The sequence below is a fragment of the Haloarcula sp. MBLA0138 genome, from assembly GCF_055632455.1.
Genome location: NZ_CM145746.1, coordinates 1386101 through 1409175, shown reverse-complemented (window position 1 = coordinate 1409175; position 23075 = coordinate 1386101). Strand labels below are relative to the sequence as shown.

The 23075-nt window shown below is 70.8% G+C and carries 25 protein-coding genes; 15 read left to right on the top strand and 10 right to left on the bottom strand.

Features of this window, described 5'->3' with window-relative positions:
• The first annotated feature begins 24 nt into the window (after window positions 1-24).
• Together ACV7JO_RS07440 and ACV7JO_RS07435 are read left to right on the top strand one after the other, a co-directional pair.
• Window positions 25-1140 carry a zinc ribbon domain-containing protein gene (locus ACV7JO_RS07440; RefSeq protein WP_470355709.1) on the top strand — a complete coding sequence of 372 codons (1116 nt, stop codon included), beginning with the start codon at window positions 25-27 and terminating at the stop codon, window positions 1138-1140.
• A gap of 52 nt (window positions 1141-1192) precedes the next feature.
• Window positions 1193-2380 (top strand): hypothetical protein, encoded by a 1188-nt coding sequence (locus ACV7JO_RS07435; protein WP_470355708.1) that lies wholly within the window; start codon window positions 1193-1195, stop codon window positions 2378-2380.
• Here ACV7JO_RS07435 and ACV7JO_RS07430 read toward each other — a convergent pair.
• Window positions 2377-3096, bottom strand: a complete 720-nt coding sequence (locus tag ACV7JO_RS07430) for a halocyanin domain-containing protein (RefSeq protein WP_470355707.1) — start codon at window positions 3094-3096, stop codon at window positions 2377-2379. The two genes, ACV7JO_RS07435 and ACV7JO_RS07430, sit on opposite strands and share 4 nt — an antisense overlap.
• A gap of 535 nt (window positions 3097-3631) precedes the next feature.
• On the opposite strand from ACV7JO_RS07430, the gene ACV7JO_RS07425 reads away from it, so the two are divergent.
• Window positions 3632-3934, top strand: a complete 303-nt coding sequence (locus ACV7JO_RS07425; protein ID WP_470355706.1) for a hypothetical protein — start codon at window positions 3632-3634, stop codon at window positions 3932-3934.
• Between the two features lie 15 nt (window positions 3935-3949).
• Here ACV7JO_RS07425 and ACV7JO_RS07420 read toward each other — a convergent pair whose 3' ends face one another.
• A complete protein-coding gene (locus tag ACV7JO_RS07420) occupies window positions 3950-5710 on the bottom strand; it encodes a MutS-related protein (RefSeq protein ID WP_470355705.1) in 1761 nt (586 codons plus the stop codon).
• Between the two features lie 90 nt (window positions 5711-5800).
• Here ACV7JO_RS07420 and ACV7JO_RS07415 point away from each other — a divergent pair, with 90 nt between their 5' ends.
• Both ACV7JO_RS07415 and ACV7JO_RS07410 read left to right on the top strand, forming a co-directional pair.
• Window positions 5801-6475, top strand: a complete 675-nt coding sequence (locus ACV7JO_RS07415; RefSeq protein ID WP_470355704.1) for a zinc ribbon domain-containing protein — start codon at window positions 5801-5803, stop codon at window positions 6473-6475.
• A gap of 47 nt (window positions 6476-6522) precedes the next feature.
• Window positions 6523-7260 (top strand): sporulation protein, encoded by a 738-nt coding sequence (locus ACV7JO_RS07410; protein ID WP_470355703.1) that lies wholly within the window; start codon window positions 6523-6525, stop codon window positions 7258-7260.
• 39 nt (window positions 7261-7299) lie between these two features.
• Here ACV7JO_RS07410 and ACV7JO_RS07405 read toward each other — a convergent pair whose 3' ends face one another.
• Entirely contained in the window at window positions 7300-10131 is a 2832-nt protein-coding gene (locus ACV7JO_RS07405) for a DEAD/DEAH box helicase (RefSeq protein ID WP_470355702.1), read from the bottom strand.
• Between the two features lie 112 nt (window positions 10132-10243).
• Between ACV7JO_RS07405 and ACV7JO_RS07400 the strand changes: the two genes are divergently transcribed.
• Both ACV7JO_RS07400 and ACV7JO_RS07395 read left to right on the top strand, forming a co-directional pair.
• Window positions 10244-11014, top strand: a complete 771-nt coding sequence (locus ACV7JO_RS07400) for a creatininase family protein (protein WP_470355701.1) — start codon at window positions 10244-10246, stop codon at window positions 11012-11014.
• Window positions 11015-11072: 58 nt separating this feature from the next.
• Window positions 11073-11918 carry a class 1 fructose-bisphosphatase gene (locus tag ACV7JO_RS07395; protein ID WP_470355700.1) on the top strand — a complete coding sequence of 282 codons (846 nt, stop codon included), beginning with the start codon at window positions 11073-11075 and terminating at the stop codon, window positions 11916-11918.
• Here the strand turns inward: ACV7JO_RS07395 and ACV7JO_RS07390 are convergent.
• The 3 genes from ACV7JO_RS07390 to ACV7JO_RS07380 are packed head-to-tail and all read right to left on the bottom strand — an operon-like array spanning window position 11915 to window position 15622.
• The gene (locus tag ACV7JO_RS07390) at window positions 11915-12664 is read right to left on the bottom strand and encodes a metallophosphoesterase (RefSeq protein ID WP_470355699.1); all 750 of its coding nucleotides are present in this window, start codon (window positions 12662-12664) and stop codon (window positions 11915-11917) included. The two genes, ACV7JO_RS07395 and ACV7JO_RS07390, sit on opposite strands and share 4 nt — an antisense overlap.
• Window positions 12665-12710: 46 nt before the next feature.
• Complete coding sequence (locus ACV7JO_RS07385; RefSeq protein ID WP_470355698.1) at window positions 12711-14342, bottom strand: RPA family protein; 1632 nt, start codon at window positions 14340-14342, stop codon at window positions 12711-12713.
• Window positions 14339-15622, bottom strand: a complete 1284-nt coding sequence (locus ACV7JO_RS07380; protein ID WP_470355697.1) for a Single-stranded DNA binding protein — start codon at window positions 15620-15622, stop codon at window positions 14339-14341. Before ACV7JO_RS07380 ends, ACV7JO_RS07385 begins: the two co-directional genes overlap by 4 nt.
• Before the next feature lie 243 nt (window positions 15623-15865).
• Between ACV7JO_RS07380 and ACV7JO_RS07375 the strand changes: the two genes are divergently transcribed.
• Entirely contained in the window at window positions 15866-16321 is a 456-nt protein-coding gene (locus ACV7JO_RS07375) for a hypothetical protein (protein WP_470355696.1), read from the top strand.
• A gap of 49 nt (window positions 16322-16370) precedes the next feature.
• The gene (locus ACV7JO_RS07370; RefSeq protein WP_470355695.1) at window positions 16371-17030 is read left to right on the top strand and encodes a 2,5-diamino-6-(ribosylamino)-4(3H)-pyrimidinone 5'-phosphate reductase; all 660 of its coding nucleotides are present in this window, start codon (window positions 16371-16373) and stop codon (window positions 17028-17030) included.
• Between the two features lie 20 nt (window positions 17031-17050).
• Here the strand turns inward: ACV7JO_RS07370 and ACV7JO_RS07365 are convergent, their stop codons facing one another.
• A complete protein-coding gene (locus ACV7JO_RS07365; protein ID WP_470355694.1) occupies window positions 17051-17338 on the bottom strand; it encodes a DUF7545 family protein in 288 nt (95 codons plus the stop codon).
• A gap of 74 nt (window positions 17339-17412) precedes the next feature.
• Window positions 17413-18462, bottom strand: a complete 1050-nt coding sequence (locus ACV7JO_RS07360) for an NAD(P)/FAD-dependent oxidoreductase (protein WP_470355693.1) — start codon at window positions 18460-18462, stop codon at window positions 17413-17415.
• Window positions 18463-18555: 93 nt separating this feature from the next.
• Here ACV7JO_RS07360 and ACV7JO_RS07355 point away from each other — a divergent pair, with 93 nt between their 5' ends.
• The 3 genes from ACV7JO_RS07355 to ACV7JO_RS07345 all read left to right on the top strand — a co-directional run bounded on the left by ACV7JO_RS07355 (window position 18556) and on the right by ACV7JO_RS07345 (window position 20315).
• Window positions 18556-18840, top strand: coding sequence for a DUF357 domain-containing protein (locus tag ACV7JO_RS07355; RefSeq protein WP_470355692.1), 285 nt, complete (start codon window positions 18556-18558; stop codon window positions 18838-18840).
• 247 nt (window positions 18841-19087) lie between these two features.
• Complete coding sequence (locus ACV7JO_RS07350; protein ID WP_470355691.1) at window positions 19088-20059, top strand: transcription initiation factor IIB; 972 nt, start codon at window positions 19088-19090, stop codon at window positions 20057-20059.
• A 76-nt stretch (window positions 20060-20135) separates the two neighbouring features.
• Window positions 20136-20315: a DUF7836 family putative zinc-binding protein gene (locus tag ACV7JO_RS07345; protein WP_470355690.1), complete on the top strand. Its 180-nt coding sequence runs from the start codon at window positions 20136-20138 to the stop codon at window positions 20313-20315.
• 21 nt (window positions 20316-20336) lie between these two features.
• On the opposite strand, the gene ACV7JO_RS07340 is transcribed toward ACV7JO_RS07345, so the two are convergent.
• Window positions 20337-20744, bottom strand: coding sequence for a translation initiation factor IF-2 subunit beta (locus tag ACV7JO_RS07340; protein ID WP_470355689.1), 408 nt, complete (start codon window positions 20742-20744; stop codon window positions 20337-20339).
• A gap of 184 nt (window positions 20745-20928) precedes the next feature.
• Between ACV7JO_RS07340 and ACV7JO_RS07335 the strand changes: the two genes are divergently transcribed.
• A complete protein-coding gene (locus ACV7JO_RS07335; RefSeq protein WP_470355688.1) occupies window positions 20929-21165 on the top strand; it encodes a UPF0058 family protein in 237 nt (78 codons plus the stop codon).
• 62 nt (window positions 21166-21227) lie between these two features.
• Here ACV7JO_RS07335 and ACV7JO_RS07330 read toward each other — a convergent pair whose 3' ends face one another.
• Complete coding sequence (locus tag ACV7JO_RS07330; RefSeq protein WP_470355687.1) at window positions 21228-21713, bottom strand: DUF555 domain-containing protein; 486 nt, start codon at window positions 21711-21713, stop codon at window positions 21228-21230.
• A 90-nt stretch (window positions 21714-21803) separates the two neighbouring features.
• Between ACV7JO_RS07330 and ACV7JO_RS07325 the strand changes: the two genes are divergently transcribed.
• Both ACV7JO_RS07325 and ACV7JO_RS07320 read left to right on the top strand, forming a co-directional pair.
• Window positions 21804-22712, top strand: coding sequence for a DNA-3-methyladenine glycosylase family protein (locus ACV7JO_RS07325; protein ID WP_470355686.1), 909 nt, complete (start codon window positions 21804-21806; stop codon window positions 22710-22712).
• A 31-nt stretch (window positions 22713-22743) separates the two neighbouring features.
• Window positions 22744-23019, top strand: coding sequence for an acylphosphatase (locus ACV7JO_RS07320; protein WP_470355685.1), 276 nt, complete (start codon window positions 22744-22746; stop codon window positions 23017-23019).
• Window positions 23020-23075: the final 56 nt, after the last annotated feature.

The window sequence follows — 23075 nt, the reverse complement described above, 5'->3', positions numbered from 1 at the left end:
TGTAGAACCCGCGAACGAACACGCATGTCTGACGCAGATGTCGAACGCGAGGTCGAATGCCCGATCTGTGGGACGGGGTTCGACCCGACGGCGGCCGGTGGGTGGTGTACGAACCCGGACTGCGGGGAGTGGCAGTACACCGGCGACCCAGAGGACGCGACCGTCGCGGCCGAGGGCGACGGGACCGACGACGGTTACCGGGACATCCTCGCCGAGGCCGCCGAGGGTGAGGGAGCGGTCGGGGACCACGGTGACGCCGCGTCGGCCGACGCCGCTACCGGCGCGGCCGACGAGCGCGACGGTGACGACGGCGTCCCCGACGGGAACGTGGACGGGGCGACCGCCGACGGCGAGGTCGACGACGCCGAAGCGACCGATACGCCGGCTGCGGACACACCGGAGCCCGACGCCGGAGAGACGGACGACGGGACGGAGCGGTCGGCGGCCGACGACGCGGCGGGCGAGCCACCTGCCGATACGGCCGACGCTTCTGAGACCGACCCGGCCGACGACGTTTCCGGGGACGACGCGGCCGGCGAGGAGGCGGTCGCCTGCCCGGACTGCGACGCGACGCTGGCAGCCGACGCCAACTTCTGCCCCGACTGCGGGGCCGACGTGCGCGACCTCGAACCCGGCGACGCGCGCACGGACTGCCCGTCCTGCGGGGCCGAGGTGGACGGCGACGACAACTTCTGTGCGAACTGCGGTACCGGCCTCGACGACGGGGCGACGGACGCCGGGGACGACCCGGCGGACAGCGGCGACGACGCGGCCGCGGACGACGCCGTTGACGCGCTCCAGTCCGGCTCCGAGACTGGGACCGACACCGACGCCGTCCCGGATTCGCTCGTTCTCGAAGTCAGCGGGCGGGAGATAGACGTGGCCGACGGCGACCACGTTGGGCGCGAGGTCCGGGCGGCGCTATCCGATGCCGGCCGGCCGGAGGACGAGGTCGTCCGCATCCACCGCGAACACGTCCGGTTCGTCCGCGAGGCCGACGGCTTCTACCTCGTCGACCTCGGGGAGAACCCCACGCGGCTCAACGGTCGGTCCCTCCAGAAGGGCGACCGCGAGCGCGTCGAACCCGGGGACGAACTCGGGCTGTCCGGCGTCGCCACGATGACGGTCCGCGCGCCCTGACCGCCACCACCCACAGTTAAGCCCCGCCTGTGGAAAGACCAAGACCAAGACGATGTCGGGTGGTACACCGGGTGCGCAACTCCGCGCGTCCGTCTCGCTTCTCGGGGCCGAACGCTGGCTGTTCCTCGGACTGCCGGTCGCGTACGCCGGCTACGCGCTCTGGGTGTTCGGGACCGGCCTCGCCCTCGGGCGGGCGCTCCCCACGCCCGGGCGGGCCGTCGCCGTCGGTCCGACAACGGTGAGTGCGTTCGCCGTCGCCGCGCTGTGTTGCTGGGTCGCGGTGCCCGCGCTGGCCGTCGCCGCGCTGGCGACGCGACGGCTCCGCAACGAACACGGAAACCTCGCGTCGGCGTACCGCTTCGACAATCCGGGCGTCCTGCTGGCGTTGCCGGGAACAGCAGTCCTCGTGGCGGTCGCGGCCACCGTCGTCGCCGGGCGGTCGGCTCCGGTGTTGGCGCTTCTCGCGCTCGCGGCGACGCACCTGCTCTGGCGGACCGTCGCCTACGGCCACCGCGTCTACTCCCTGTCGCTCCCGCGCGCGCTCGCGGCGCTCGTCGCCGTCGCCGCGGCGGCGCTGGCGGTCGGGTGGCTGATTCACGCGCCGGCCGCCTTCGGCCGCGTCGGGGCCGCGGGGACGCTCTCGCGGGCCGGCGTCGACTCGGTCGCCGGGGCCGCACTGGCGCTCACCGGCCGCTCGACCACAGACCTGCTGGCCGCGGCCGCCGTCGCCCCCGCGGCGCTGTCGGCGGCGTACCTCCTGCCCCAGCAGGCGGCCGCGGCGGTCGTCCGCCTCCGCGCGCCCCTCGACGACCCCTCTCGGCGGCCCGGACAGCGGTACCCTTCGACGACCCCGCCAACCTCGGCCGCGGCGGGCGACGACGCCGAGCCGACCTCGTCCGGCCGGCCCGAGGCCGACGACGGTCCGGACGGGGCCGAGGCGACCGGCCGCGACGGCGTGGCGGGCACGTCACAGACGCGCGTGTTCTCGCTCGACGACGCCGAGGGTCCCGCCGACTCCGTCACCGCTTCCGCTGGGTCCACTCCGACCGCGTCGGACCGCGGGGCCGACGCTGACGGTCCGAACGCCGGCGAGGAGTGGGAGGCGGACACGGCCGTCTTCGACCCGTCGGCCGCGGCCGATGCGGTTCCCGAGACCTGTCCCGCCTGTGAGACGCCGCTGTCCTCGTCGACGGCGGCGACGTTCTGTCCGAACTGCGGCGAGCGGCTGGACGGCGGTTAGCGGTCCTCGCTCCGGCGAACGAGCGCGGCGAACGCCAGCGGCGAGAGGAACGCCATCGTGATGACCGCCGCCAGCGTCGCCAGCGGCCCGTCGGCGCTGCTCGAGCGGCTAGCACCGCCGGCTTGGCCCGCTCCGTCGGTCCCGTTCCCGCCGGACTGACCGCTCGAACCGGACGGCGACCCGCTTTCGGACTCGTCTCCGCCCGCTGCCCCGCCGCTCGTCCCGCTGGCCTCGCCGGGGCGGACGACGACGGCCCCCTTCATACCTAGCGCCTTGTGCGGGGTACAGTAGTACTTGAAGGTGCCCTCGCTCTCGAAGGTGTGGCTGTAAGTCGTGTCGCTGCCGGTGACAGCCGACCCGGAGTCCAGCGGCCCCTCGCCCTCCGAGATGACGTTGTGGGTCCCGCCGTTACCCGTCCACGTCCAGACGACTTCGGTCCCGGGCGAGACCATCACCGCCGCCGGCCCGTAGGCGTAGGCCCCGTTGTTGCCCTCCGCGCCGACGGTTATCTCGACCGTGTCTTGCCCCCGGCGGTCGACCGTCCCGTCGAAGTTCGAGACGTCGTCGAACCAACCGCCGTACTCCGGTTCCTGCTGTGCCGTCGCGGCCCCGGCCGCGCCCAGCAGCGCGACGCCGACCGACGCCGCCGCGAACCGCCGGCGACTCGTGGTAGCGGTGTCGATACGGCTCGCCTCGGGTCGGGTATCCGCGCCCATACATCACAGTCGGCCGACCACCGTCATAAAGCGGGTCGCGCGTTCCCACGGCCCTGGAATCGCCGACCGTGAGGTGTGTTGCCAGTCGTGAATCAGCTTTAATACCGCGACGCCACACCGTATCGGTACGCCAAGACGGCGTGGTGATTCAGTGTGATTCGGCTCTCGGCTCCGTCGTTCGCCACCGTCCCGAGTCGGCCCTGCGCCGCGCTCGCCACCGGGACGCTCGTAGGCGGCCGGGCCGGGCCACTCGCCCGCCGTCGTCGCTTTTCGTCCGTCGCCGCGTAGGCGCGGTCCGGTTCGGGATCGACGCTCCCCATCGCGTCGCCGCTCTGCCCGGTAGCGGACGGGTGTCGCGTTCGTCACCGCCGACTCGGTACTCGTGAGGCCGTCCGCCGCGCTCTGCACCACGGCCCGCGTCACCGGTCGGCATCTCTCGACAGGGACAGCGCCCGCTCGGTCAGCGACGCCGCCGCCCTGTTCCCGGCGGGCTCGGTCGGCGAGCGCTCCCGGTTCGACTCCGGCCGCCGGACTCATGTCCCGACACGCGTCCGGCACCGTCGTCGCGTCGGTCGACCTCTCGCTGCGGGTCCCCCGCGGTGAGTCAGCAGACCTCGAATCCGGCGTCGCGGCGGTACTCGCGGCCGTCGACGGCGTCGACTCGGTCACGGTCGACGGCGTCACGGGCGTCCGGCCGACGTTCACCGACCTCCGCGTCGATGCCGACGTGACGCTGTCGGTGGCTGTCGGCGACGACACTCCCGAGGCGGTCGCAACGCGTCTCCGCGAGGGGTTCGGCGTCATCGCCGTCAGAGCGGTCGCCGTCGACGACCCCTGAGCGGCGCGCCGTCCGTCACCCCTCGCTCTCGGTCCACCGGGCGTCCGAGAGCGTCCGCTGGACGGCCGCCTCGCCGACGGCCTCCGCCAGTGTCTCGAATCCGGACCGCTCTGCGGGGTCGCCCGCGTTGGCGACCAACCGCGAGACGATGAACTCCGGCGTCGAGCGCCCGACGGTCCCGAACCGCGGCTGGTAGTCGACCTGCAGTTCGAGGTCGGTGTTCAGCCCCTCGGCGAAGATGCCGTCGGTGCGGGCCGCCTCGGGCAGCGGTTCGAGGTCGTCGGCCAGATGGGTAACGAACACGCCCAGCGCGTCGCGGTCGACGGTCAGCGTCACGAGGCCGTGCAGGAGGTCCGCGGCCGACCCCGGTTCGGTGATGGCCTCGAACTCGTCGACCAGCATCAGCGTCCGGTCGCTCTCCGAGAGCGGCGGCACGACCGACCGCAGCGTCGACTCCAGCACGCCGGCGTTGAACGAGGCGTGCCGGCGGTGGAAGACGACGGCGTCGACGGGGCCGACCTCGGCGGCCTCCGCGGGGACGGGCAGCCCCATTTGGGCGAGCAGTTGGACCTGACACAGCGTCTCCAGCAGTGTCGTCTTCCCGCCGGAGTTGGCCCCTGTCAGGACCGCCACGCGGTCGCCGTCTGGTGGGCCGTCGTCGCCGCCCAGCCCGTGGTCGCCGACGGCGTAGGTCACCGGCTGGACCGTGCCGCCCCCGTCGGCCAGCGAGAGGTTGCGCGCGCCCCGCACCGCGACTGTCTTGCGGTCCTCGACGAACGTCGGTCGGACGAGGTCGAAGGCGTCGGCGAAACGCGCCAGCGACACCGACAGCGCGATGTCGTCGACCGCGCGGACCGCCGCGTCGACCTCGTCCCGGGCCGCCGCGAGGTCGCCCTCCAGCCGGTCGGCCACGGCCGCCTCGCGCGCCTCGGCGTCGCTCCGGAGGCCGCTTCGCAGGTCCCGGAGCGCCGCCTCGACGAAGTCCCGCGCGTCCGTCGCCTCGTCGGGCATCGCCTCCCTGACCCGTGCGGCGTCGAGGCCCGTCTCGTCGGTGACGTGGCGGACGAGTCCGTCCCGCAGTTCGTCGGGCCGGCGAGCACCCTCCCGAACCGCCTCGGCGACCTCCGGGGCGGCGGCCGCGAGGTCCTCGACCGCCCCGAGGCCGTCCCGGAGCGCGTCGAGTTCGTCGTCGGCCCCGTCGCCGACGCGGTCGTCCTCGCCGGCCAGTCCCGCCAGCGCGGCGCTGGCGTCCCGGAGCGCGTCGCCGTCCAGTTCCGCGAGCGGTTCGAACACGCCCTCGGAGACGCCCACCTCCCGCAGGGCCAGCGCCGTCTCGACGGCCGCCCGCTCGCCGCCGTCGCCGTCGTGTCGCTCGAAGGCTTCGAGGACGGCCCGCCGGTCGCTCTCGCTCATTGCCGTCCACGTGTCGCGGGCCGCGAGCACGTCGTCGAGGCGGTCCTGCATCGCCGCGACCGTCGGCAGCGGCGTCAGGACGCGGACGCTGTCGGCCGCGTCCGCGGTGACTGCGTACTCCTCGGCGAGGTCCAACAGCTCCTTGTACACGTCGCGGGCGTCACGGGTCGCAAGCAGGTCCATCGACGCCGCGCCGCTGGCTCGCCGGAGGATGCGCGTCGCCCGGCCCCGCGAGAGCCCCGCGGCGGTCAGCGTCCGCGTGTCGGCCGACTCGATGGCCTCGACGGCCCGCTCGACGCCGAGTTCGGTCGTCAGGAGTTCGGCCGTCTTCGGGCCGACGCCCCAGTACTCCTCCAGTCGCATGCGCGGGGCGACGGGTGGCGGCGGTTTAGTCGTTTATCTCCGCCCGTTTCCGACCCGGCAACTGAAGCCCCCCGGCGTGCAAGCCCGCGTATGGCGAACGCCGACGGCGGCCCGGCCTGTCCGGAGTGTGGCGAGCCGCTGCCGTCGGCGGTCTCCGAGTGTCCCCACTGCGACGCGCGGCTGCTCACCGACGAGCAACTCGACCTCGTCACCGAGCGGATGGACGACGTCCTCGCCGCCCAGCGGCCGTCGTCGCCGACGTGGGCCACCGCGCTGACCGGGCTGGCACTCGGCATCGCCGTCGCGCCGCTGGTCGCCTACGCCGGCGTCATCGCGGCCGGCGGCCTCTCGCCGGCGGCGACCGCTGCGCTCATGCTCGGGGGGTGGCTCCTCCCGGCGGCACTCCTCTCGCGGTGTCGGAACCCCAGCGACGCCCTCGCCCGGGGACTGTACCTCGTCGTCGCCGGCATCGCGCTGGTCGCGGCCGCCGTCGGCTACGACTCGCTCACGGGCGGCCCGTCGATGCTCGGCGACGGGGCGACCGCCGTCGTCCTCCTGCTCGGGGCCGTCGCCGCCGGGGCGCTCCTGCTCGCACGCCGCGTCGCCGCGCGGGCAGCCAGACAGCTCCGGGGCGAACCCGGACGGCTGCACGAGCGGGCGGGCGTTGCCGCGTCCGGTGACAGCGGGACTCCGACTGCCGCCCCCGGTGATGACACCGACGCCGTCGACGGCCCCGAGCAGAGCCAGGACGACCGCGGCGGATAGCCGCCGCCACGAAGCTTATCCCGGCGGGGCCGCCCGTTCTACCCGCGATGAAAGACGTGCTCTCCCGCATCGGAATCGGCTCCGCTCGCGTCGACACGGTCCTGCCCTCCACGACGATTCGGGCCGGCGAGACAGTCGACGCCGAAGTACGCGTCGAGGGCGGCTCGACCGAACAGGAGATAGACGCCATCTACTTCGCCATCGAGACTGAGTACCGGACTGAGGAAGGGTACCGGGACGCCGTCGTCGACAAGTGGCGATTGACGGACCCGTTCACTATCACGCCCGACGAGCAGCGGCGTTTCGAGACGAGCGTCGACGTGCCCCGGCGGACGCCGGTGACGGTCGGCTCGACCTCGGTCGCGGTCGAGACCGGACTGGACATCTCCATGGCCGTCGACCCGGAGGATGAGGACCGGCTACAGGTCGAGCCCTCGCCCCGCCTGCAGGCGGTGTTCGACGCGCTCGACAGGCACGGGCTCGACCTCCACTCGGCCTCCTGCGAGGCGACGCCCGGGAGCGCCTTCGGCACCAGCGCGTCGTTCGTTCAGGAGTTCGAGTTCCGGCCCCGCGGCGGCGAGTTCGCGGGCGAGGTCGACGAGGTGGAGGTCGTCCCGGAGTTCGCCGAGCGCGGGCTGACCCTCTACCTCGAAGTCGACCGGCGCGGCGGCCTGCTCTCGGAGGCCATGGATATCGACGAGCGGTACACGACGATTTCCGTCGACAGCGACGACCCCGCCGCCATCGAGGGGATGCTTGCGGGCACTATCCGGGAACTGAGCTAGCGGCCGCCCCGAACCGGACGAACGGCCACTCTGAAACGGCTACTCCCAGAACGACTGGGTGCGCGCGTACTCCCGCTCCTGCCTGAGGATGTCGCGGTAGAACTCGTCTTCGTCCTCCCGGAGGCGGTTGATGATGCGCGCGGCGTTGTGCGGGCCGACCCCGCGGGCCGCCAGCGCGACGACCGCCTGCTTGCCGTGGCTCTGGACGAGCGAGCCGGCCCGGTAGGCCCGCTCGGTCATCTTCTCCTGCTCGTCGTCCTTGTCGTCGACTCGCACGGCCGCGACCACCTCGTCGGCCCACGGGTTCAACGCGGCGACGTGGGTCGACCCGCACTCGGGACAGGTCGGCTGGTCGCGCACGCGCCCGACCTGCTGGGTCCGCTCCCAGTCCTGACAGTGCAGGCACAGGAGGATGACGCGGTCGCTCTGGATGCGCTCTCTGACCGTCTCGATGACGCTGGCGTCGGCGTTCTCCGGCGAGAGCAGTTCCCGGCCCGAGGAGCGCCCGCCCGCGCCGACCGGCGTCCGCTCGGCCACCGTCTCTAACGCTATCTCGCCGGACTGCAGCGACGCCAGCAGCGCGGCCGTCTCCTCGACGGCGAGGTCCTCGTGGCGCACCTCGCGCAGCGCCTCGTCGTACATCGGGGTGTCCTCCAGCGCCGCGAGCAGGCGGTCCCGGCCGAACTCCGTCGACCCCCGGCCCCGCCAGCGCTTGAGCGACCCGAACTTGGTGGCGACCTGCGCGAGTTTGAACTTCAGCGCGTCGGCGTTTTTCAGGCTCAGTTCGACGAGCGCGTCGAGGTGTTCGGGGTCGGTCTCCTCCAGCACCTCGACGACGTCGCCGGCGGTAATCCGCCGGGGCACCTCCAGTTCGATGCGGTAGGGGTCGACCTCCATCGCCACCGAGGAGCCGGCCCGCTGGCCCAGCAGCGCCGACAACACGCGCCCCAGCGTCTCGTTGACCTTGTGGCCGTAGGGTGCGTTGACGACCACCTCGCGGCCGTGGAACTCGACGAGGACGGTCTCCGCGTCGGGAATCGGCGCGTCGTGACCCTCCAGTTGCGAGAGGCCGGACGCGACAGTGTCGCTGTCCCCGTCGTACCGGCCAGCCACGTGGGATGCGACCGACGCCAGCGGCGCGCCGGCCTGCAACTGCTCGCCGGCGACCCGGCGTATCTCGCCGACCTCCTCGGCGACGGCGCGGGGCACCGGAATCTCCTGTCCGACCCACGAAGGCACCTCGCCGGCCGGGTCCTCGATGGGCGAGACCGTCACCGTCTCCTCGTCCGCGTCGATGTTCGTGATGCGCCACATCTCGCCGCGCTGGACGAACACCTCGCCGGGCGTGGCGAAGTTGACGACGAACCGCTCGTCGAGGGTCCCGACCTGCTGGCCGGAGGCCACGTCCTCCACGTCGTAGGTCGCCTCGTCGGGTATCATCGAGAGGTTCTGGTAGAAGTACTGCCACGTGCCGCGGCGCTTCTCGATAGCGTCGCGGTCCTCGTCGAGCCAGACAACGTTGTTCTCGGCCAGTTCGCGCACCACGGCCTTGAAGTCGCTCTCGGAGAGGTCTCGGAACGGGGAGGCGTCGGTCAACACCTCGTAGGCCTCCATCGCCCGGCGCTCGCCGGTGTCCATCACGAGGCCGGCTATCTGGTTGGCGACGGTGTCTAAGCTCCCGTCGTGTATCTCGGCCGGTTCCACGTCGCCAGCCTGTGCCTGCCGGGCGATGGCGAGGGCCTCCAGCGTGTCGTCGGGGTGGGTCGTCACGACGGTCCCGGACGAGACTTCGTCCCGCCGGTGGCCGGCGCGGCCGACCCGCTGGACGAGCCGGGAGACCTGCCGCGGACTGCCGTACTGGACGACGTGGTCGACGTGGCCCACGTCGATGCCCAGCTCCATCGAGGAGGTACACAGCAGGGCGTCCAGTTCGCCGGCCTTGAACGCGTCCTCGACCTCGATGCGGGCCTCCTTCGACAGCGAGCCGTGGTGGACGCCGAGGTCCGTCCCGAGTTCCTTGAACCGCGACCCCAGCGCCTCCGCTGTCTGTCGAGTGTTGACGAACAGCAGGACGGAGTCGTGGTCGGCTATCAGGTCGTCGATGAACCGGACGTGGCTGGCCGTCTCCGCGTCGGTGACGAGTTCGCTGGAGAGTCGCTCGTCGCGCTCGGTCACCTGCGGGCGGACCACCGACACGTCGAGACGGCTCCCGAGGTCGACCTCGACGACGGCACAGCCCCGGCCGCCGGTGAGGAAGCGCCCGACCTCCTCTGGGTCGCCGACCGTCGCCGAGAGGCCGATTCGCTGGACGTCGTCGGCGAGTTCCCGCAGGCGCTCCAGTCCGACGGTCATCTGCGCCCCGCGCTTGGCCGCGGCGAGTTCGTGGACCTCGTCGACGACGACGTGGGTCACGTCTTCGAGCGCGGTCCGGAGCTTCGACCCCGTCAGCATCGCCTGTAGCGTCTCGGGCGTGGTCACAAGCACGTCCGGCGGGTCGTCGGCCTGCTTCTGGCGCTGGTAGTCCGTCGTGTCGCCGTGGCGCACGTCCACGTCGAGGTCGAGCGTCTCGCCCCACCACTCCAACCGCTCGCGCATGTCCCGGTTCAGCGCGCGCAGGGGCGTGACGTAGAGCGCGCCGATGCCGAACCGTTCCTCGTCGGCCAAGGCGTCGAACACCGGCAGCATCGCCGTCTCCGTCTTCCCGGTCCCGGTCGGCGCGACCACGAGGGCGTCCCGGCCCGCCGCCAGCGCCGGAATGGCCTTCCGCTGAGGTTCGGTCGGCGTCGTGAACCCCCGCTCGGAGAGGGCCTCCCTGACCGATTCGCCCAACCGCGCGAACGCGTCGGCCCCGCGCGTGGCCCCGTCACTCATCGGCCCCATTAGCGACCGGACGGGGTTAAGCGCGTTGTATCCCCGGCTCGGGCGGTCTGCCGCCGCGCCGTCGCGTCCCCACGTTCAAGGCCGTGCCGGGCCTACGGTGGATATGTACCTCGCAGACGAGGCGTGGCCGGACTTGGAGTCGTACTTCGAGTCGGAGTCGCTGGCGCTGGTCCCGCTCGGGTCGACCGAACAGCACGGCCCCCACCTCCCCGAGGGCACCGACCACATCATCGCCGAGGCGTTCGCCCGCGCCGCCGCCGAGCGGACGGGTTACCTCTGTACGCCGACGATAACCGTCGGCGTGAGTCCCCACCACCGCCAGTTTCACGGGACGATGTGGGCCGACGCCCCCGCCTTCCGGGACTACGTCGAGAGCCTCACGCGGAACCTCTCGTACCACGGCGTCGACCGCGTCGTCTACGTCAACGCCCACGGTGGCAACGTCGACCACCTCCGGGAGGTCGGCCGGCGGCTGCGCGACGACGGCGAGATGTACGCCATCGAGTGGATGTGGGACGAGAGCATCACGGAGCGCATCGAGGAGGTCTTCGAGACGCCCGGCCCCCACGGCGGACCCAAGGAGACCTCGCTGATACAGCACCTCGCGCCGGAGTTGGTCCACGAGGACCGCATCGAGGCGGCCCGGGACGGTGGGCTAGCCGAGTTCGACGGCTCGACCGGCCGCGTCCACGGCGCACGGACCTTCTACGACACCATCGACAACAGCCCCAACGGCGTCGTCGGCGACCAGACCGACGCCTCCGCGGACATCGGTGCGGAGCTGTTCGAGGCCGCGCTGGAGAACCTCTGTGGCCTCGCCGACTGGCTGGCCGACCGGCCCTTCGCGGCCCTCATGCCCGAGGACCACGTTTGATGTACCTCCCCGTCCCATCGTCGACTATCGTGACCGAACGACTCGACGCAGGTGAGCGATGAACGCGCTCGACGAACTCGTCCGCGCCGTCTCCGACACGGCCTACTACGTCAGCCGCAACCTCCCGAACTACGCCGGCCGGAGCGCCGGCACCAACCCCAGCGGCGAGCGACAGGTGGGGGCCGACGTGTGGGCCGACGACCTCTTCGCCGACGCGCTGTGTTACCTCGACGGCGTCGGGCAGTACGCCAGCGAGGAGCGCGACGACGTCGTCGACTGCGGCGAGGGCTACGCCGTCGCCATCGACCCGCTCGACGGCTCCTCGAACCTCGCCTCGAACAACTCCGTGGGCACCATCGTCGGGGTCTACGACGCCGCCCTGCCCGCCAGCGGCCGGGAGATGGTCGCCTCGGTGATGGTACTGTACGGCCCCTACACGACGATGACCGTCGCCCGCGAGGACCGCGACGTGGTTCGCGAGTACCTCCTGCGGGACGGCCACAGCGAGCGCTGGGGCACCTTCGAACTGCCCGCCGAGCCGACCGTCGTCGGCCTCGCCGGCAAGACCAGCGAGCGAAGCGACGCGTTCAACGCCTTCGCCGAGCGGTTGGAGCGCGAACTGAAACCACGCTACGGCGGCGCGACCGTCGCCGACCTCGCGCAGGTGCTGGAGTACGGCGGACTCTTTGGCTACCCCGAGACCGAGACGTACCCCGACGGGAAGCTCCGGGTCCACTTCGAGGCCGCGCCGCTGGCCTACCTCGTCGAGTCCGCTGGCGGCGGCTCCTCGGACGGGTCCGGGTCGCTGCTCGCCGTCGCCCCCGACGGCCTCCACGACCGGACCGCGACGTTTCTGGGCGACGCCGCCCTCGTCGACCGCCTCGAAGCCGCCCTCGGCGGCTAGACCCGCCGATACCGGCCCAGCCGCGTCCCGTCGAGCAGGAACGCCTCGGCCTCGGACAGCGCCCCGGGGAGGAAGGGCGCGAGGAACTCCTGTCCGTCGACGTTGACCCACGTCCCGCCCGAGCGGTCGTTGAACGCCGGACAGACCACGAGGTCGGCGTCCGTCTCGACGGGCGCGTCGTGGAACGACTCGAAGGGGGTCGGGTCCAGCGAGCCACGGAGCCACGCCCGCTCCTTCCGCGCCCCGCCGACGCCGTCTTCGAGCCGCACGACCGGGTGTTCGTGGCCCATGCAGACCACCGCGGCGTCGAGTACGTCCGGCGCGGGCCACGTGTGGCCGTGGACGAAGCCCGCGTCCCCGATGCGGGTGCCGTGGGCCGGCGCGACGGTCACGTCCGCGTCGAGACCCGCGAGGACGGGTTCGAGGTCGCCGTCGTGGTTTCCCTTGACGAGCGTCGCCGGTACGGGGAGGGCGTCGAAAAGCGCCGCCAGTTCCGCGCGCTCGTCGTCGAACGGGTCGCCGACGGCGTGGCCGAGGTCACCGACGACGACCAGTCGGTCCGGGGCGACGCGGTCGACCAGCCCGAGCAGTCGCTCCCGGCGGTCGGCCGCGGCCGACCGGAGTTCGACCCCCTCGCGACGAAGCCCCGCCTCGATGCCGGCGTGGTAGTCCGCCAGCACGAGCAGCCGCTGCCCGTCAGCGTCGACGCGGGCGGCCGGGCTGCCGGGGAGCGGTTCGACGCGCATCGCCGTCGGGTTGGTGACGCGCGGAGAAAAGCGGCGCGGCTCGCGCTCAGATGGGCGTGAGCTTCCCGTCTTCGGGCTCGTAGCAGCGCCCGCCCATCAGCGCGTCTTGGACGGCGTCCTCGACGGCCTCGTGGTTGGCCCCGTGGCGCTCGACGACTGTCTCGACGACGGCCTCGCGGTCGGCTCCGTCGCCCTCGTTCAGTTCGTCCATCGCGTCCATGACGGCGTCTTCGAGGTCCACGTCCGCCTCTGCGTCCGCGTCGTCGGCCCCGCCCGCCGTCTCGTCGGCACCCGCGTCCGTTCCGGTCTCGGGCGTCTCGGCGACCGCGTCGCTCGTCGCGGCGTCGGCGTCCGGCGACGGCGACTCCGTCCCGGCCGGCGCGCCGCCCGATTCCGGTGCCGCCTCGGCGTCGGCGGCCTCCGCGGGCGCGCCGGCGTCGGCGGCCTCCGCCTCCGACAGTTCCTCGGGGTCGGGCGTCTCGATGTCGGCCTCGCCTGCGTCGTCGACCTCCGTGCCCGACTGGAAGTCGGTGCCGTACTCGGACTCTATCTCCGCCCGCTCGTCATCGTCGAGTTCGAACTCCGTGTCGAAGTCGCCGATGTCGTCGTCAGCGTCACCGGTGTCGACGCCGGCCTCGTCGTCGACGGGGTCGCTCTCGACGGGGTCGCTCCCGGCCGGTTCGCTCTCGCCCGGTTCGCCCGCCGGTCCGCCGTCGTCGGCCCCCGCCGGTTCCGCCGATGGTTCGGGGTCCGCGGCCGCGGCGGCCTCGCTCTCGTCCGGGACGGCGGTCCCGGCGTCGGCCGGTGCGTCGCCGGACTCGGGCGTCGGCTCGCCGTCGTCGCCGGCGTCGGGTGTGCCGGGCACCGAGACGGTCTCTGCGTCCGCGTCCGTGTCTGCGTCCGCCTCCGCGCTCGCGGCCGCCGTCGCGTCGGCGTCGAGCGAGCGGTCGGCCAGCACGGGGAGCGGGTCGTCGGTCCCGTCGCCGGGCGACAGCGAGAGGGTCCCTGCCTCGTCGACCTCGCCGGCGACGACGCGGGCGGCGTCGAACGCGAGGTCCCGCAGCGCCGCCAGATAGTCGCCCGTCGTGCCGTAGCGGTCGAGCGCCAGCGGGATACCGGCCGCGAGGCTCTCGTCGACCCCGTCCTCGACCAACGACTCCCGGAGGGCGTCGCCGGCGAGGCCGCTGTGCTTGGCGCTGGCTATCCGGCCGACGCGGGCGACGGTCTGCTCGGCGGCTTGGACGACCCAGCGGTCCCGCGTGTCGGCGTCGACCTCGCTGATGCTCTCGGGCCGGACAGAGGTGAATACCCGGTCGCCGTCGTCGGGTTCGAAGGTCCGGGCTTTCCCGGTGACGGCGACGAACAGCGGCGGCTCGACCCCTTCGAGGAAGGCCAGTTCGTCGGGCTGGTACTGACCGGCGTAGACGACGAACGCGCCGGTCGGGTCGACGACGCGGGCGCGCAGCACCTCCTCGTTGACCCGCTCCAGTTCGGTGAGGACGCCGACGAGGAACAGGCGGTTGACCCGCGCGCCCGTCGGCGTGACGACGTAGTTGGGAGCGCGCTCCTCGTCGGACTCCGAGTACGAGAAGTCGGCGTCGTCGAACTCGGCGGCGAACAGGCGGTGGGCGACCTCGCGGCGGCCCGCGCCGCCGCCGTCGGACTCGGACTCGCTCATTCCGCCACCTCCGCCAGCAGGTCACGGGCGCGGGCCGCCGGGTCGTCGCCGGCCTCGGCGAACGACTCCGCGGTGAGGTTCGCCCCGTACTCGTCGACCGACAGCGAGCCGCGGACGACGTACTCGCGGCCGACGACGCGCTCGGCGATGCGCTCCGCGACGACTTCGCGGTCCATCGCGTCGCGGGCGTGCTCGCGGGCGTCGTCCAAGTCGCCGCCGTACACCTGTGAGGTCAGGTCGTCGTCGAGGATGGCGGTGACGGTGCCGGTGCCGTCGTCGAGGATGGCTTTCGTCCGGAGGTCGTCCTCCCCCTCGACGCTGCCGTGGGAGCGACACTGACCGTTCTGGACGACGCGGCCACACTCCGGACAGCGCTCGATGAGCCCCGAGCCGTCGCGTATCTCGATGACGTTGCCGGCCAGTTCCACGTCGAACAGACCGCCCTGCGAGACGGCCTCGCCGACGGAGAGGCGCGGGGCGTCCTCGGCGACGGGGACGGGCGAATCGAGCGCCTCGACCGTCGAGAACTCCGAGACGTTGACAGAGGGTGCGCCGCGGAACTCCCGGACGAACGCCTCGGTGATTCGGACTGACGCCCCCTCGCTAATCTCCTCGTGGGGGTCCCAGTCGGTGAAGGGAAGGCGGCCGCTCTCGTCGCCCAACACGCCGCTGAGGATGGTCGTCTCGCCGTCGCGGCCGTCGATGACCTTCTCCTCGCACTCGACGACCTGCACGTCGACGGTCACGCCGCGGTCGCCGGGGTCCAGCTCCCGCAGGTCGGCCCCGCCGCCGACCTCGTAGGGGACCGAGACCGCCTCCTCGGCGGCGGTGGCCTGCGTGCTCTGCCCGAGATTGAGTTCGGGGTTGCCGTCCCACTCGCGGACGCCGGCGTTGCCGAGTTCGAGCGTCTGCCCGGGTTCGAGGTCGGCGTCGAAGCCGTCCCACGCGGTGTAGGATATCCTGCCCGACTCGTCGGCGAGTTCGCCCTCGCGGATGACGTGTTGCTCGCCGTTGTACTGGATGGACCGGCGGCCTGACGTGAGGACGACGGCCGTGACGGTCACGTTCGAGTCGTCGGTCGACACCTCGACGACGGGCTTACTGGACGGCGTGGCGTCGCCACCACCGCCGCCGCCGTCGCCGTACTTCCGGCGGAGGCTCTGCTTGGCCTCGTCCATCGGCACCGAGTAGTTCACGAGGTTCTCCAAGTCGCGTCTGACCTCCTCTTTGTCGACGCCGAGGTCGGAGGCGAGTTCCTCGGCATGGTCTTCGAGAGACATCGCCCGGACGTTCGACGGGGGCGGGGAAAAGGGTTTGTGAGCCGCCGCTGTAGCTCGCTAGTATATAAAAGAGCCGGAAAATACGCCCAAATTTTAATATGTGATACTGACAATCGGCGCACATGGGTCAGTGTTGTCGGAGACGGCGCGAGACGCGACACGCGGACTGGGTCAGCGGTGTCGCGACCGCGAACGACGGGCGGTTCGGCCGCGGCGCTCGGAGCGGACTGGAGGCGGTCCGCCGTGGCTGACATCTTCGGGTCGAAGCCGTCGGCGTCCCACGTCATCTGGCGCAGCGGGCGCGACAACGGCGGCAAGAAGAAGTTCGACTTCGAGTATCTGGAGCTGTGGGCCGCGCACTTCGGCGTCGATTACGAGGTGTGGGAACGGGTCGACCACGACCGCGGCGGCGAGTCGCGGACCCAGCACGTCTGCGTGTTCCGGTGGGCGGAGTCCGGCGACCAAGAGATATCGCTGGGCGACGATAGCTGGACGCTGGGGAGCAGCGAGCGACCGAAGACGTTCGTCGAGATAGACGAGGCGGGGATGGTCAGATTCGAGGGCTGGACGACCGAGGCCGTCCTCGACGTCGACGAGATGGTCCTCGACGGGACCGACTGCAACCTCCGGACCGCCGGCGGAGAGACCAAGACCCTCGACGTGCGAAAGCTCGCCGAACGGCCGACGAAGACGACCTGAGCAGGGGCGAACCGAAACCCGTTTTTGGCCGACCCGCTTGCCGGTAGCCATGCACGTCGTCGTCAACGCCGCGATGAGCGCCGACGGGAAGCTCTCCTCGCGCCGCCGCGAGCAGGTCGACATCTCCGGGCCGGACGACTTCGACCGCGTCGACCGACTCCGAGCGGACAGCGACGCGGTCATGGTCGGCGTCGGCACCGTCATCGCCGACGACCCCTCGCTGACCGTCGACGACCCGGACCGCCGCGAGGCCCGCGTCGCGGCCGGCGAACCCGAAAACCCTGCTCGCGTGGTCGCCGACTCCCGCGTCCGGACACCGCCGGACGCGACGCTGCTCGACGACCGCGCCGAGACGTACCTACTCGTCAGCGAGGCCGCGCCGACGGACTTCGTCGAGCAGATGGAGGACGCGGGCGCGTACGTCCTCGCGGCCGGCGCGGACCGCGTGGACCTGACGACGGCGCTGGCGAAACTGGAAGGCGAGGGTATCGACCAACTGATGGTCGAGGGCGGCGGGGAGCTAATCTTCAGCCTCTTCGAGGAGGGGCTGGTCGACGAACTCTCGGTGTTCGTCGGGTCGACGCTGGTCGGCGGCCGGGACGCGCCGACGCTGGCCGACGGGGACGGCTTCGTCGACGAGTTCCCGCGTCTCGAACTGACCGACGTGGAGCGCGTCGACGACGGCGTCTTGCTCCGCTGGACGGTGTGAAAAGCGGGCGGCGTGACGACTCAGTGGTCGTGGCCGGTCAGGTCGCCGAACGTGGCCCCGAACCGCTCCTCGAAGAGGTCGAGCGTCAGTTCCTCGAGCGCCGCTATCTCCTCGTCGGGGTCGCCCTGCCCGTGGTGGACCGCGCTGTGGATGCGCTGGGCGAGGCCGAACATGGCGATGTCGCCGACGACTTCCGGGTCCGTCTCGTCGGGCTGTTCCCGGAGGATGTCGACGAGGCCGCTGGGGACTTCTAGTTCGTCGGTCGCGTCGTCGCTCTCGATGGTCAGGGTGACAGTGTCGTCTGCCATGGACCGTCTTCGGCGGACCGACCTAAAGGGGCTGTGATGCTGGTCCCGGACCGGCCGCGCTCGGACACTCGCGCTCAGTCGTCGGCTTCGGCGGCCGCCTCGGCGTCCGCGTCGGTCGCCGTCTCGGGGAGCCCTTCGAGGTACTCGTCGGCGTCTATCGCGGCCTTACTCCCCATCCCGGCGGCGGTGACCGCCTGCTGGTAGTGGTAGTCGACCACGTCGCCGGCCCCGAACAGGCCGTCGACGCCGGTAGCGGTCTGGCCCCCGCCCGCGCCGTCCGTGGTCCGGATGTACCCCGTCTCGTCCAGTTCGACGCCGGTGTCTTCGAGGTAGCCGGTGTTTGGCGTGTGGCCGATGGCGACGAACACCGCGCCCACGTCGAAGTCGAACTGTTCCGTCGCCGCCTCGTCGAGGCGCTCGGAGGGGTGGCCCGCGTCGTTCTGGGCGAGCGTGACGTAGTCGACGCCGTCCTCGGCCGAGCCGTGGACTTCGAGCAGTTCCGTGTTGCGCAGTATCTCTATCTCGCCGTCGTCGACCTTCTCTTGGACGCGGTCTATCCAGTAGTCCTCGGCGCGGAACTCCTCGCGCCGGTGGGCGAGGTAGACGGTGTCGGCGAACTTCGTCAGGAAGTCGGCCTCCTCGAAGGCGGCGTCGCCGCCCCCGACGACGAGCATGTCCTCGCCCCGGAAGAACGCGCCGTCGCAGGTCGCACACGTCGAGACGCCGTAGCCCATCAGTTCGTCTTCGCCCGGTACCCCGAGCGTCCGGGCGCTGGCCCCCGAGGCGGCGATGAAGGCGTCGCAGGTGTAGGCGTCGCCGTTCGATAGCTCGACCCGGAACGGGCGCTCGCTGTCGCCGACGCGCTCGACGATGCCGTGGTCCAGCTCCGCGCCGAAGCGCTTGGCCTGTTCTTTCATGTTGTTCACGAGGTCCGGCCCGGAGATGCCTTCCGGGAAGCCGGGGTAGTTCTCGACTTCGCTGGTGAGGGTGAGCTGTCCCCCCGGTTCGTCCCCTTCAAGGACGAGCGGGTCGTTGTTGCTTCTGGCCGCATAGATGGCCGCGGTGAGGCCTGCGATGCCGGTTCCGGCGACGATGAGCCGGTGGTGGTTCTGCGTATCTGTCATTGTCTGATGTACTCTGTGGTCGCGTATTACGCTTGTGCTGTCGGGTCGGAGCGGTACAGACACGCTTACCCCGCCGCCCCGACAGGGTCGGGTATGGCCGCCGACCTCGCCGAGAAGACCGACCGCTACGAGGGACTGCTCGCGGAGGCGCTCGACGCCGCCGAACTCGCTCCGCCCGAGGGGACGCCGATGCACGACGCCGCCGCGGAGTGCGCGGAGATGGCCGCCGCCTACCTCGAAGACGGCCGTCACTTCCGCGCGGACGACGACCCGGTGAACGCGCTCGCGTCGTTCTCCTACGGGCACGCGTGGCTCGACGCCGGCGCTCGAATCGGCCTGTTCGACGTGCCGACTGAGGGCCACCTGTTCACGGTCTGACTGCCTCCGAGACACCGCCGCCCGAACCGCGACGCCGACCCGCCGCCAGGCGGTTTTGTCCGGTGTTTTTATATATCAAAAAGAATCGTGCGCTACTCCCTATCGTGGCGTTAGAGGGCATGTACCGTACAATCTGTGAGAATTTTGGCGACAGATTTATATACTTTCCTCACTAACTATTTGATAACGGAACGTTCACAGCGGTTATTCAACGTTCTGCAACCGGCAGAACGGGGACATCCATACCATGAGTGAGTCATCAGCAGTCAACACCCGCGAACAGCACCGAGAGAGCGAACTCGAACAGCCCGAGACGACAGAGAGCGTCGACACCTGCCCGGAGTGTGGCGGCGACCTCGTTACGGACACGGAACACGGCGAGACGGTCTGTGGCGACTGCGGACTGGTCGTCGAGGAAGACGAGATAGACCGCGGTCCCGAGTGGCGCGCGTTCGACGCCAGCGAGCGCGATTCCAAGTCCCGCGTCGGCGCGCCGACGACGAACATGATGCACGACAAGGGGCTCTCGACAAACATCGGCTGGCAGAACAGGGACGCCTACGGACGGGCGCTCTCCAGCGACCAGCGTCAGAAGATGCAGCGCCTGCGCACGTGGAACGAGCGGTTTCGCACCCGCGACTCCAAGGAGCGCAATCTCAAGCAGGCACTCGGCGAAATCGACCGCATGGCTAGCGCCCTCGGCCTGCCCCAGAGCGTCCGCGAGACAGCGAGCGTCGTCTACCGCCGCGCGCTGGACGAGGACCTCCTGCCCGGCCGCTCCATCGAGGGCGTCGCCACGGCGTCGCTGTACGCCGCCGCCCGGCAGGCCGGACACCCGCGGTCGCTCGACGAGATGGAGCGCGTCTCCCGCGTCGACAAGATGGAACTCACGCGGACCTACCGCTACGTCGTCAAGGAACTCCGTCTCGAAGTCCAGCCCGCCGACCCCGAGCAGTACCTCCCGCGGTTCGTCTCCGACCTCGACCTGAGCGACGAGACGGAGCGACGGGCGCGGGAACTCGTCGGGAGCGCCCGCGACGGCGGCCTCCTCTCGGGGAAGTCGCCGGTCGGCATCGCCGCGGCGGCCATCTACGCGGCGGCCCTGCTGACCAACGAGAAGGTCACCCAGAGCGAGGTCAGCGAGGTCGCCGACGTCTCCGAGGTCACCATCCGCAACCGCTACAAGGAGCTGCTGGAAACCGACGGCGTCCCCGCCTGAACCGGCGCAGTTCCCGGCACGGCACCGGGGCGAGGACAAGGCTTTTGTCGTCTCGATATGTGAGTCAATAGCATACATGGAGGAAGCCTTCGTCCGGTTGCTCTGCCCCGAATGCGCGAAAGACTGGGAATCGACGCCGTCGAGCCTCCCCGAACACGACACCACGTTTCACTGTCCGAACTGCCACGCCAGCCGCCGCCTCGCCGAGTTCACGCGGACGGACCGCGACCTCCAGACGTTGAAAGGACTCCAGTAGCTCCCGACCCCCGGGGTTCGCTCAGTCCTCGCCCGTCGGCGACCGCGCCCCGCAGGCCTCACAGCGGAGTACCACCGTTCCCTGCTCCCGTTCGAGGCGGGTGTCCGGTAGCCCACACTCCGAACACAGCACGAACTCCTCGACGTAGGCGTCCAGCGCGTCCCCGACGCGGCGCTGGCCGAACTCGCCGGTGAGTCTGGCGCGGCCGCTCTCGTCGATGTGGCCGCTGGTGCCGACCTCGTTCTGGAGGAACTTCATCACGTGTTCGGGGTCGCGGTTCAGCCGGCGACACACCTGTCGGAAGTTCTCGAAGACAGTGACGTTACCCTCCTGTCGCACCTCCGGGTCGGGGACTTCGAACCGTTCTGACTCCCCCGCTCCCTCCGGCGTCTCCTCGACCGCTCGGTCGAGCATGTCGTCGTAGTTCATACCCCGTGTTCGTCCGGCCGCCGGCAAAAATCTTTCAGCCAGTAGTCGGGGCTCTCGGGTGTCTGTGACCCTCTACTCGGGGATGACCCGCGGCGACGCCACCGCTCGCGCGTCCCCGGGTGTACGTGTGTTAACCTTCGTCAGAGTAGTACTATAACCCTCCAGTCGCTACGTTGCGGTGACCATGAAAAAGCAGGAACTCATTCACCTTCACGGCCTGCTTGCACAGGTACAAGAGCACTACGAGGAAGACACCGGTTCCCCGGTCGAACACGACGAGTACGCCGAACTCGGCGTGAAGCCGACATCGATCCACAAGTCCAAGACCGACCACAAGGCTGCCGTCTTCGCCATCGCCAACGGTATCACGGACGCGATGACCGAAGAAGCGAAAGAGCCCGTCTCCGCCGCCGCCGACTGAGTTACTGTCGTCCGCTCCGACGTGTCATCGACTACCCCACAGCCATGCGGCCGTCCCCTCGCTCACTCGTCGATGAGTTCCTCGAACTCGGGTAACACGTCGTCGTCCTCGCGGTCGTCTCCCCCACCGTTCTCCGTCCCGCCGCCCGCTTCGTCGTCCGCCTCGTTCTCCTCCGCTTCGGCCTCGCTGTCGTCTTCTTCCTCGTCTTCGCCCGGCAGTTCCACGATGGAGAGGACCTCCAACGGGATGTTCTCCAGCCGCTGGCCGATCTCTTTCCGGGCGATTCGGGCCGCGTGCTCGTCGCGCTCGACGTTGAACACCGTCATCTCCAGCTCGAGCGCCACGAGGCTCTCGTCGGCCGCGATGAAGGCGGGTTCGAGCGTCTCGCCGCAGTGCGGACAGCTCCGCTCGCCCATGTTTATCTCGACGTAGTTGAGGTCCGGATTCAGCATCTCGCCGGTCTTGGAGATGGCGATGCGGACCGCCTCGTCGGGCGAGCCTACGTCGTACACGGGCACGGCCGCCTCGACGACAACTCTGCAGTCCATGCTCGCGTGTTTACTGGCCAATATAATGAAGGTTGGCCCGCCCGTCTCGACTCGTAACGCCGAAAGGCCTGCAGCCCCTCTGATAGCCCGATGGAACGGGGATACGTCGACAGCGAGTCGGTGCCCGGCGGGGTCGACCTGCAGGCGACCGTCGAGAGCGGCCAGTCGTACCTCTGGGACCGCGAGGACGGTCAGATGTACGAGAACGACGGCGCGACCGGCGGCGACGCGTGGTACTGGACGACGGTCCGCGTCGACGGCGACCCCGCGGTCGTCCGAGTCCGACAGGCCGACGGTGGCCTCGAGTGGGAATCGACGTTCGACGCCGAGGCGCGCCTCCGACGGTTGCTCGGACTCGACGACGACCTGCCGGCGATACGGGCGCGGTCGCCCGACGACGACGTGGTCGAGGAGGCCTTCGACGCCTACTGGGGGATGCGCATCGTCCGCGACCCACCGTTCCCGTCGCTCGTCTCCTTCATCTGTTCGGCCCAGATGCGCGTCGCCCGCATCCACGCGATGCAGCGGGCGCTCCGGACCGAGTTCGGCGACCCCATCGAGTTCGACGGCCGGACCTACCACGCCTTCCCGACACCGACGGCCCTCGCCGACGCCACCGAGACGGCCCTGCGGGACCTGAACCTCGGTTACCGGGCCCCCTACGTCACCCGCACCGCCGGGATGGTCGCCGACGGGACGGCCCGCCCCGACGAGGCGAGCGGTCGGGAGTACGAGGCCGCCCGGGAGTACCTCACGCAGTTCGTCGGCGTCGGCGAGAAGGTCGCCGACTGCGTTTTGCTGTTCTCGCTTGGCTACCTCGAAGCCGTCCCGCTTGACACGTGGATTCGCACCACCATCGAGGAGTACTACCCCGACTGTGACCGCGGGAACTACGCCGACACATCGCGGGCCATCCGCGAGCGACTGGGCGGGGAGTACGCCGGCTACGCGCAGACGTATCTGTTTCACTACCTCCGGTCGGGCGGCCGGGACCACTGAACCTAACTGCCGGCCCCCAGTAGCGTGTGCCATGACGCGAACGCATGCACACGTCTACGTCACCGGCAGAGTGCAGGGCGTCTACTTCCGGGCGACGACCCGCGACACCGCCCGCGAGCGCGGCGTCGACGGGTGGGTTCGGAACCTCGACGACGGCCGCGTCGAGGCGGTCTTCGAGGGCGCGGAGAGCGACGTGGCGGCGATGGTCGAGTTCTGTCACGAGGGCAGCGACCGCGCCGAGGTGACCGACGTCGACGCCACCTACGAGGACCCCGAGGGCCTCGACGGTTTCGAGGTCCGGTGGTAGCCGACGGCACTGCCCTGCGGCCGACCGCCGTCCCCCACAGTTAGGGCGGTGGCCGG

What these genes read in the sequence shown, in the direction of transcription:
- ACV7JO_RS07440 (WP_470355709.1), top strand. Translation starts at nt 25, where the DNA reads ATGTCTGACGCAGATGTCGAACGCGAGGTCGAATGCCCGATCTGTGGG.
- ACV7JO_RS07435 (WP_470355708.1), top strand. Translation starts at nt 1,193, where the DNA reads ATGTCGGGTGGTACACCGGGTGCGCAACTCCGCGCGTCCGTCTCGCTT.
- ACV7JO_RS07430 (WP_470355707.1), bottom strand. Translation starts at nt 3,096, where the DNA reads ATGGGCGCGGATACCCGACCCGAGGCGAGCCGTATCGACACCGCTACC.
- ACV7JO_RS07425 (WP_470355706.1), top strand. Translation starts at nt 3,632, where the DNA reads ATGTCCCGACACGCGTCCGGCACCGTCGTCGCGTCGGTCGACCTCTCG.
- ACV7JO_RS07420 (WP_470355705.1), bottom strand. Translation starts at nt 5,710, where the DNA reads ATGCGACTGGAGGAGTACTGGGGCGTCGGCCCGAAGACGGCCGAACTC.
- ACV7JO_RS07415 (WP_470355704.1), top strand. Translation starts at nt 5,801, where the DNA reads ATGGCGAACGCCGACGGCGGCCCGGCCTGTCCGGAGTGTGGCGAGCCG.
- ACV7JO_RS07410 (WP_470355703.1), top strand. Translation starts at nt 6,523, where the DNA reads ATGAAAGACGTGCTCTCCCGCATCGGAATCGGCTCCGCTCGCGTCGAC.
- ACV7JO_RS07405 (WP_470355702.1), bottom strand. Translation starts at nt 10,131, where the DNA reads ATGAGTGACGGGGCCACGCGCGGGGCCGACGCGTTCGCGCGGTTGGGC.
- ACV7JO_RS07400 (WP_470355701.1), top strand. Translation starts at nt 10,244, where the DNA reads ATGTACCTCGCAGACGAGGCGTGGCCGGACTTGGAGTCGTACTTCGAG.
- ACV7JO_RS07395 (WP_470355700.1), top strand. Translation starts at nt 11,073, where the DNA reads ATGAACGCGCTCGACGAACTCGTCCGCGCCGTCTCCGACACGGCCTAC.
- ACV7JO_RS07390 (WP_470355699.1), bottom strand. Translation starts at nt 12,664, where the DNA reads ATGCGCGTCGAACCGCTCCCCGGCAGCCCGGCCGCCCGCGTCGACGCT.
- ACV7JO_RS07385 (WP_470355698.1), bottom strand. Translation starts at nt 14,342, where the DNA reads ATGAGCGAGTCCGAGTCCGACGGCGGCGGCGCGGGCCGCCGCGAGGTC.
- ACV7JO_RS07380 (WP_470355697.1), bottom strand. Translation starts at nt 15,622, where the DNA reads ATGTCTCTCGAAGACCATGCCGAGGAACTCGCCTCCGACCTCGGCGTC.
- ACV7JO_RS07370 (WP_470355695.1), top strand. Translation starts at nt 16,371, where the DNA reads ATGCACGTCGTCGTCAACGCCGCGATGAGCGCCGACGGGAAGCTCTCC.
- ACV7JO_RS07365 (WP_470355694.1), bottom strand. Translation starts at nt 17,338, where the DNA reads ATGGCAGACGACACTGTCACCCTGACCATCGAGAGCGACGACGCGACC.
- ACV7JO_RS07360 (WP_470355693.1), bottom strand. Translation starts at nt 18,462, where the DNA reads ATGACAGATACGCAGAACCACCACCGGCTCATCGTCGCCGGAACCGGC.
- ACV7JO_RS07355 (WP_470355692.1), top strand. Translation starts at nt 18,556, where the DNA reads ATGGCCGCCGACCTCGCCGAGAAGACCGACCGCTACGAGGGACTGCTC.
- ACV7JO_RS07350 (WP_470355691.1), top strand. Translation starts at nt 19,088, where the DNA reads ATGAGTGAGTCATCAGCAGTCAACACCCGCGAACAGCACCGAGAGAGC.
- ACV7JO_RS07345 (WP_470355690.1), top strand. Translation starts at nt 20,136, where the DNA reads ATGGAGGAAGCCTTCGTCCGGTTGCTCTGCCCCGAATGCGCGAAAGAC.
- ACV7JO_RS07340 (WP_470355689.1), bottom strand. Translation starts at nt 20,744, where the DNA reads ATGAACTACGACGACATGCTCGACCGAGCGGTCGAGGAGACGCCGGAG.
- ACV7JO_RS07335 (WP_470355688.1), top strand. Translation starts at nt 20,929, where the DNA reads ATGAAAAAGCAGGAACTCATTCACCTTCACGGCCTGCTTGCACAGGTA.
- ACV7JO_RS07330 (WP_470355687.1), bottom strand. Translation starts at nt 21,713, where the DNA reads ATGGACTGCAGAGTTGTCGTCGAGGCGGCCGTGCCCGTGTACGACGTA.
- ACV7JO_RS07325 (WP_470355686.1), top strand. Translation starts at nt 21,804, where the DNA reads ATGGAACGGGGATACGTCGACAGCGAGTCGGTGCCCGGCGGGGTCGAC.
- ACV7JO_RS07320 (WP_470355685.1), top strand. Translation starts at nt 22,744, where the DNA reads ATGACGCGAACGCATGCACACGTCTACGTCACCGGCAGAGTGCAGGGC.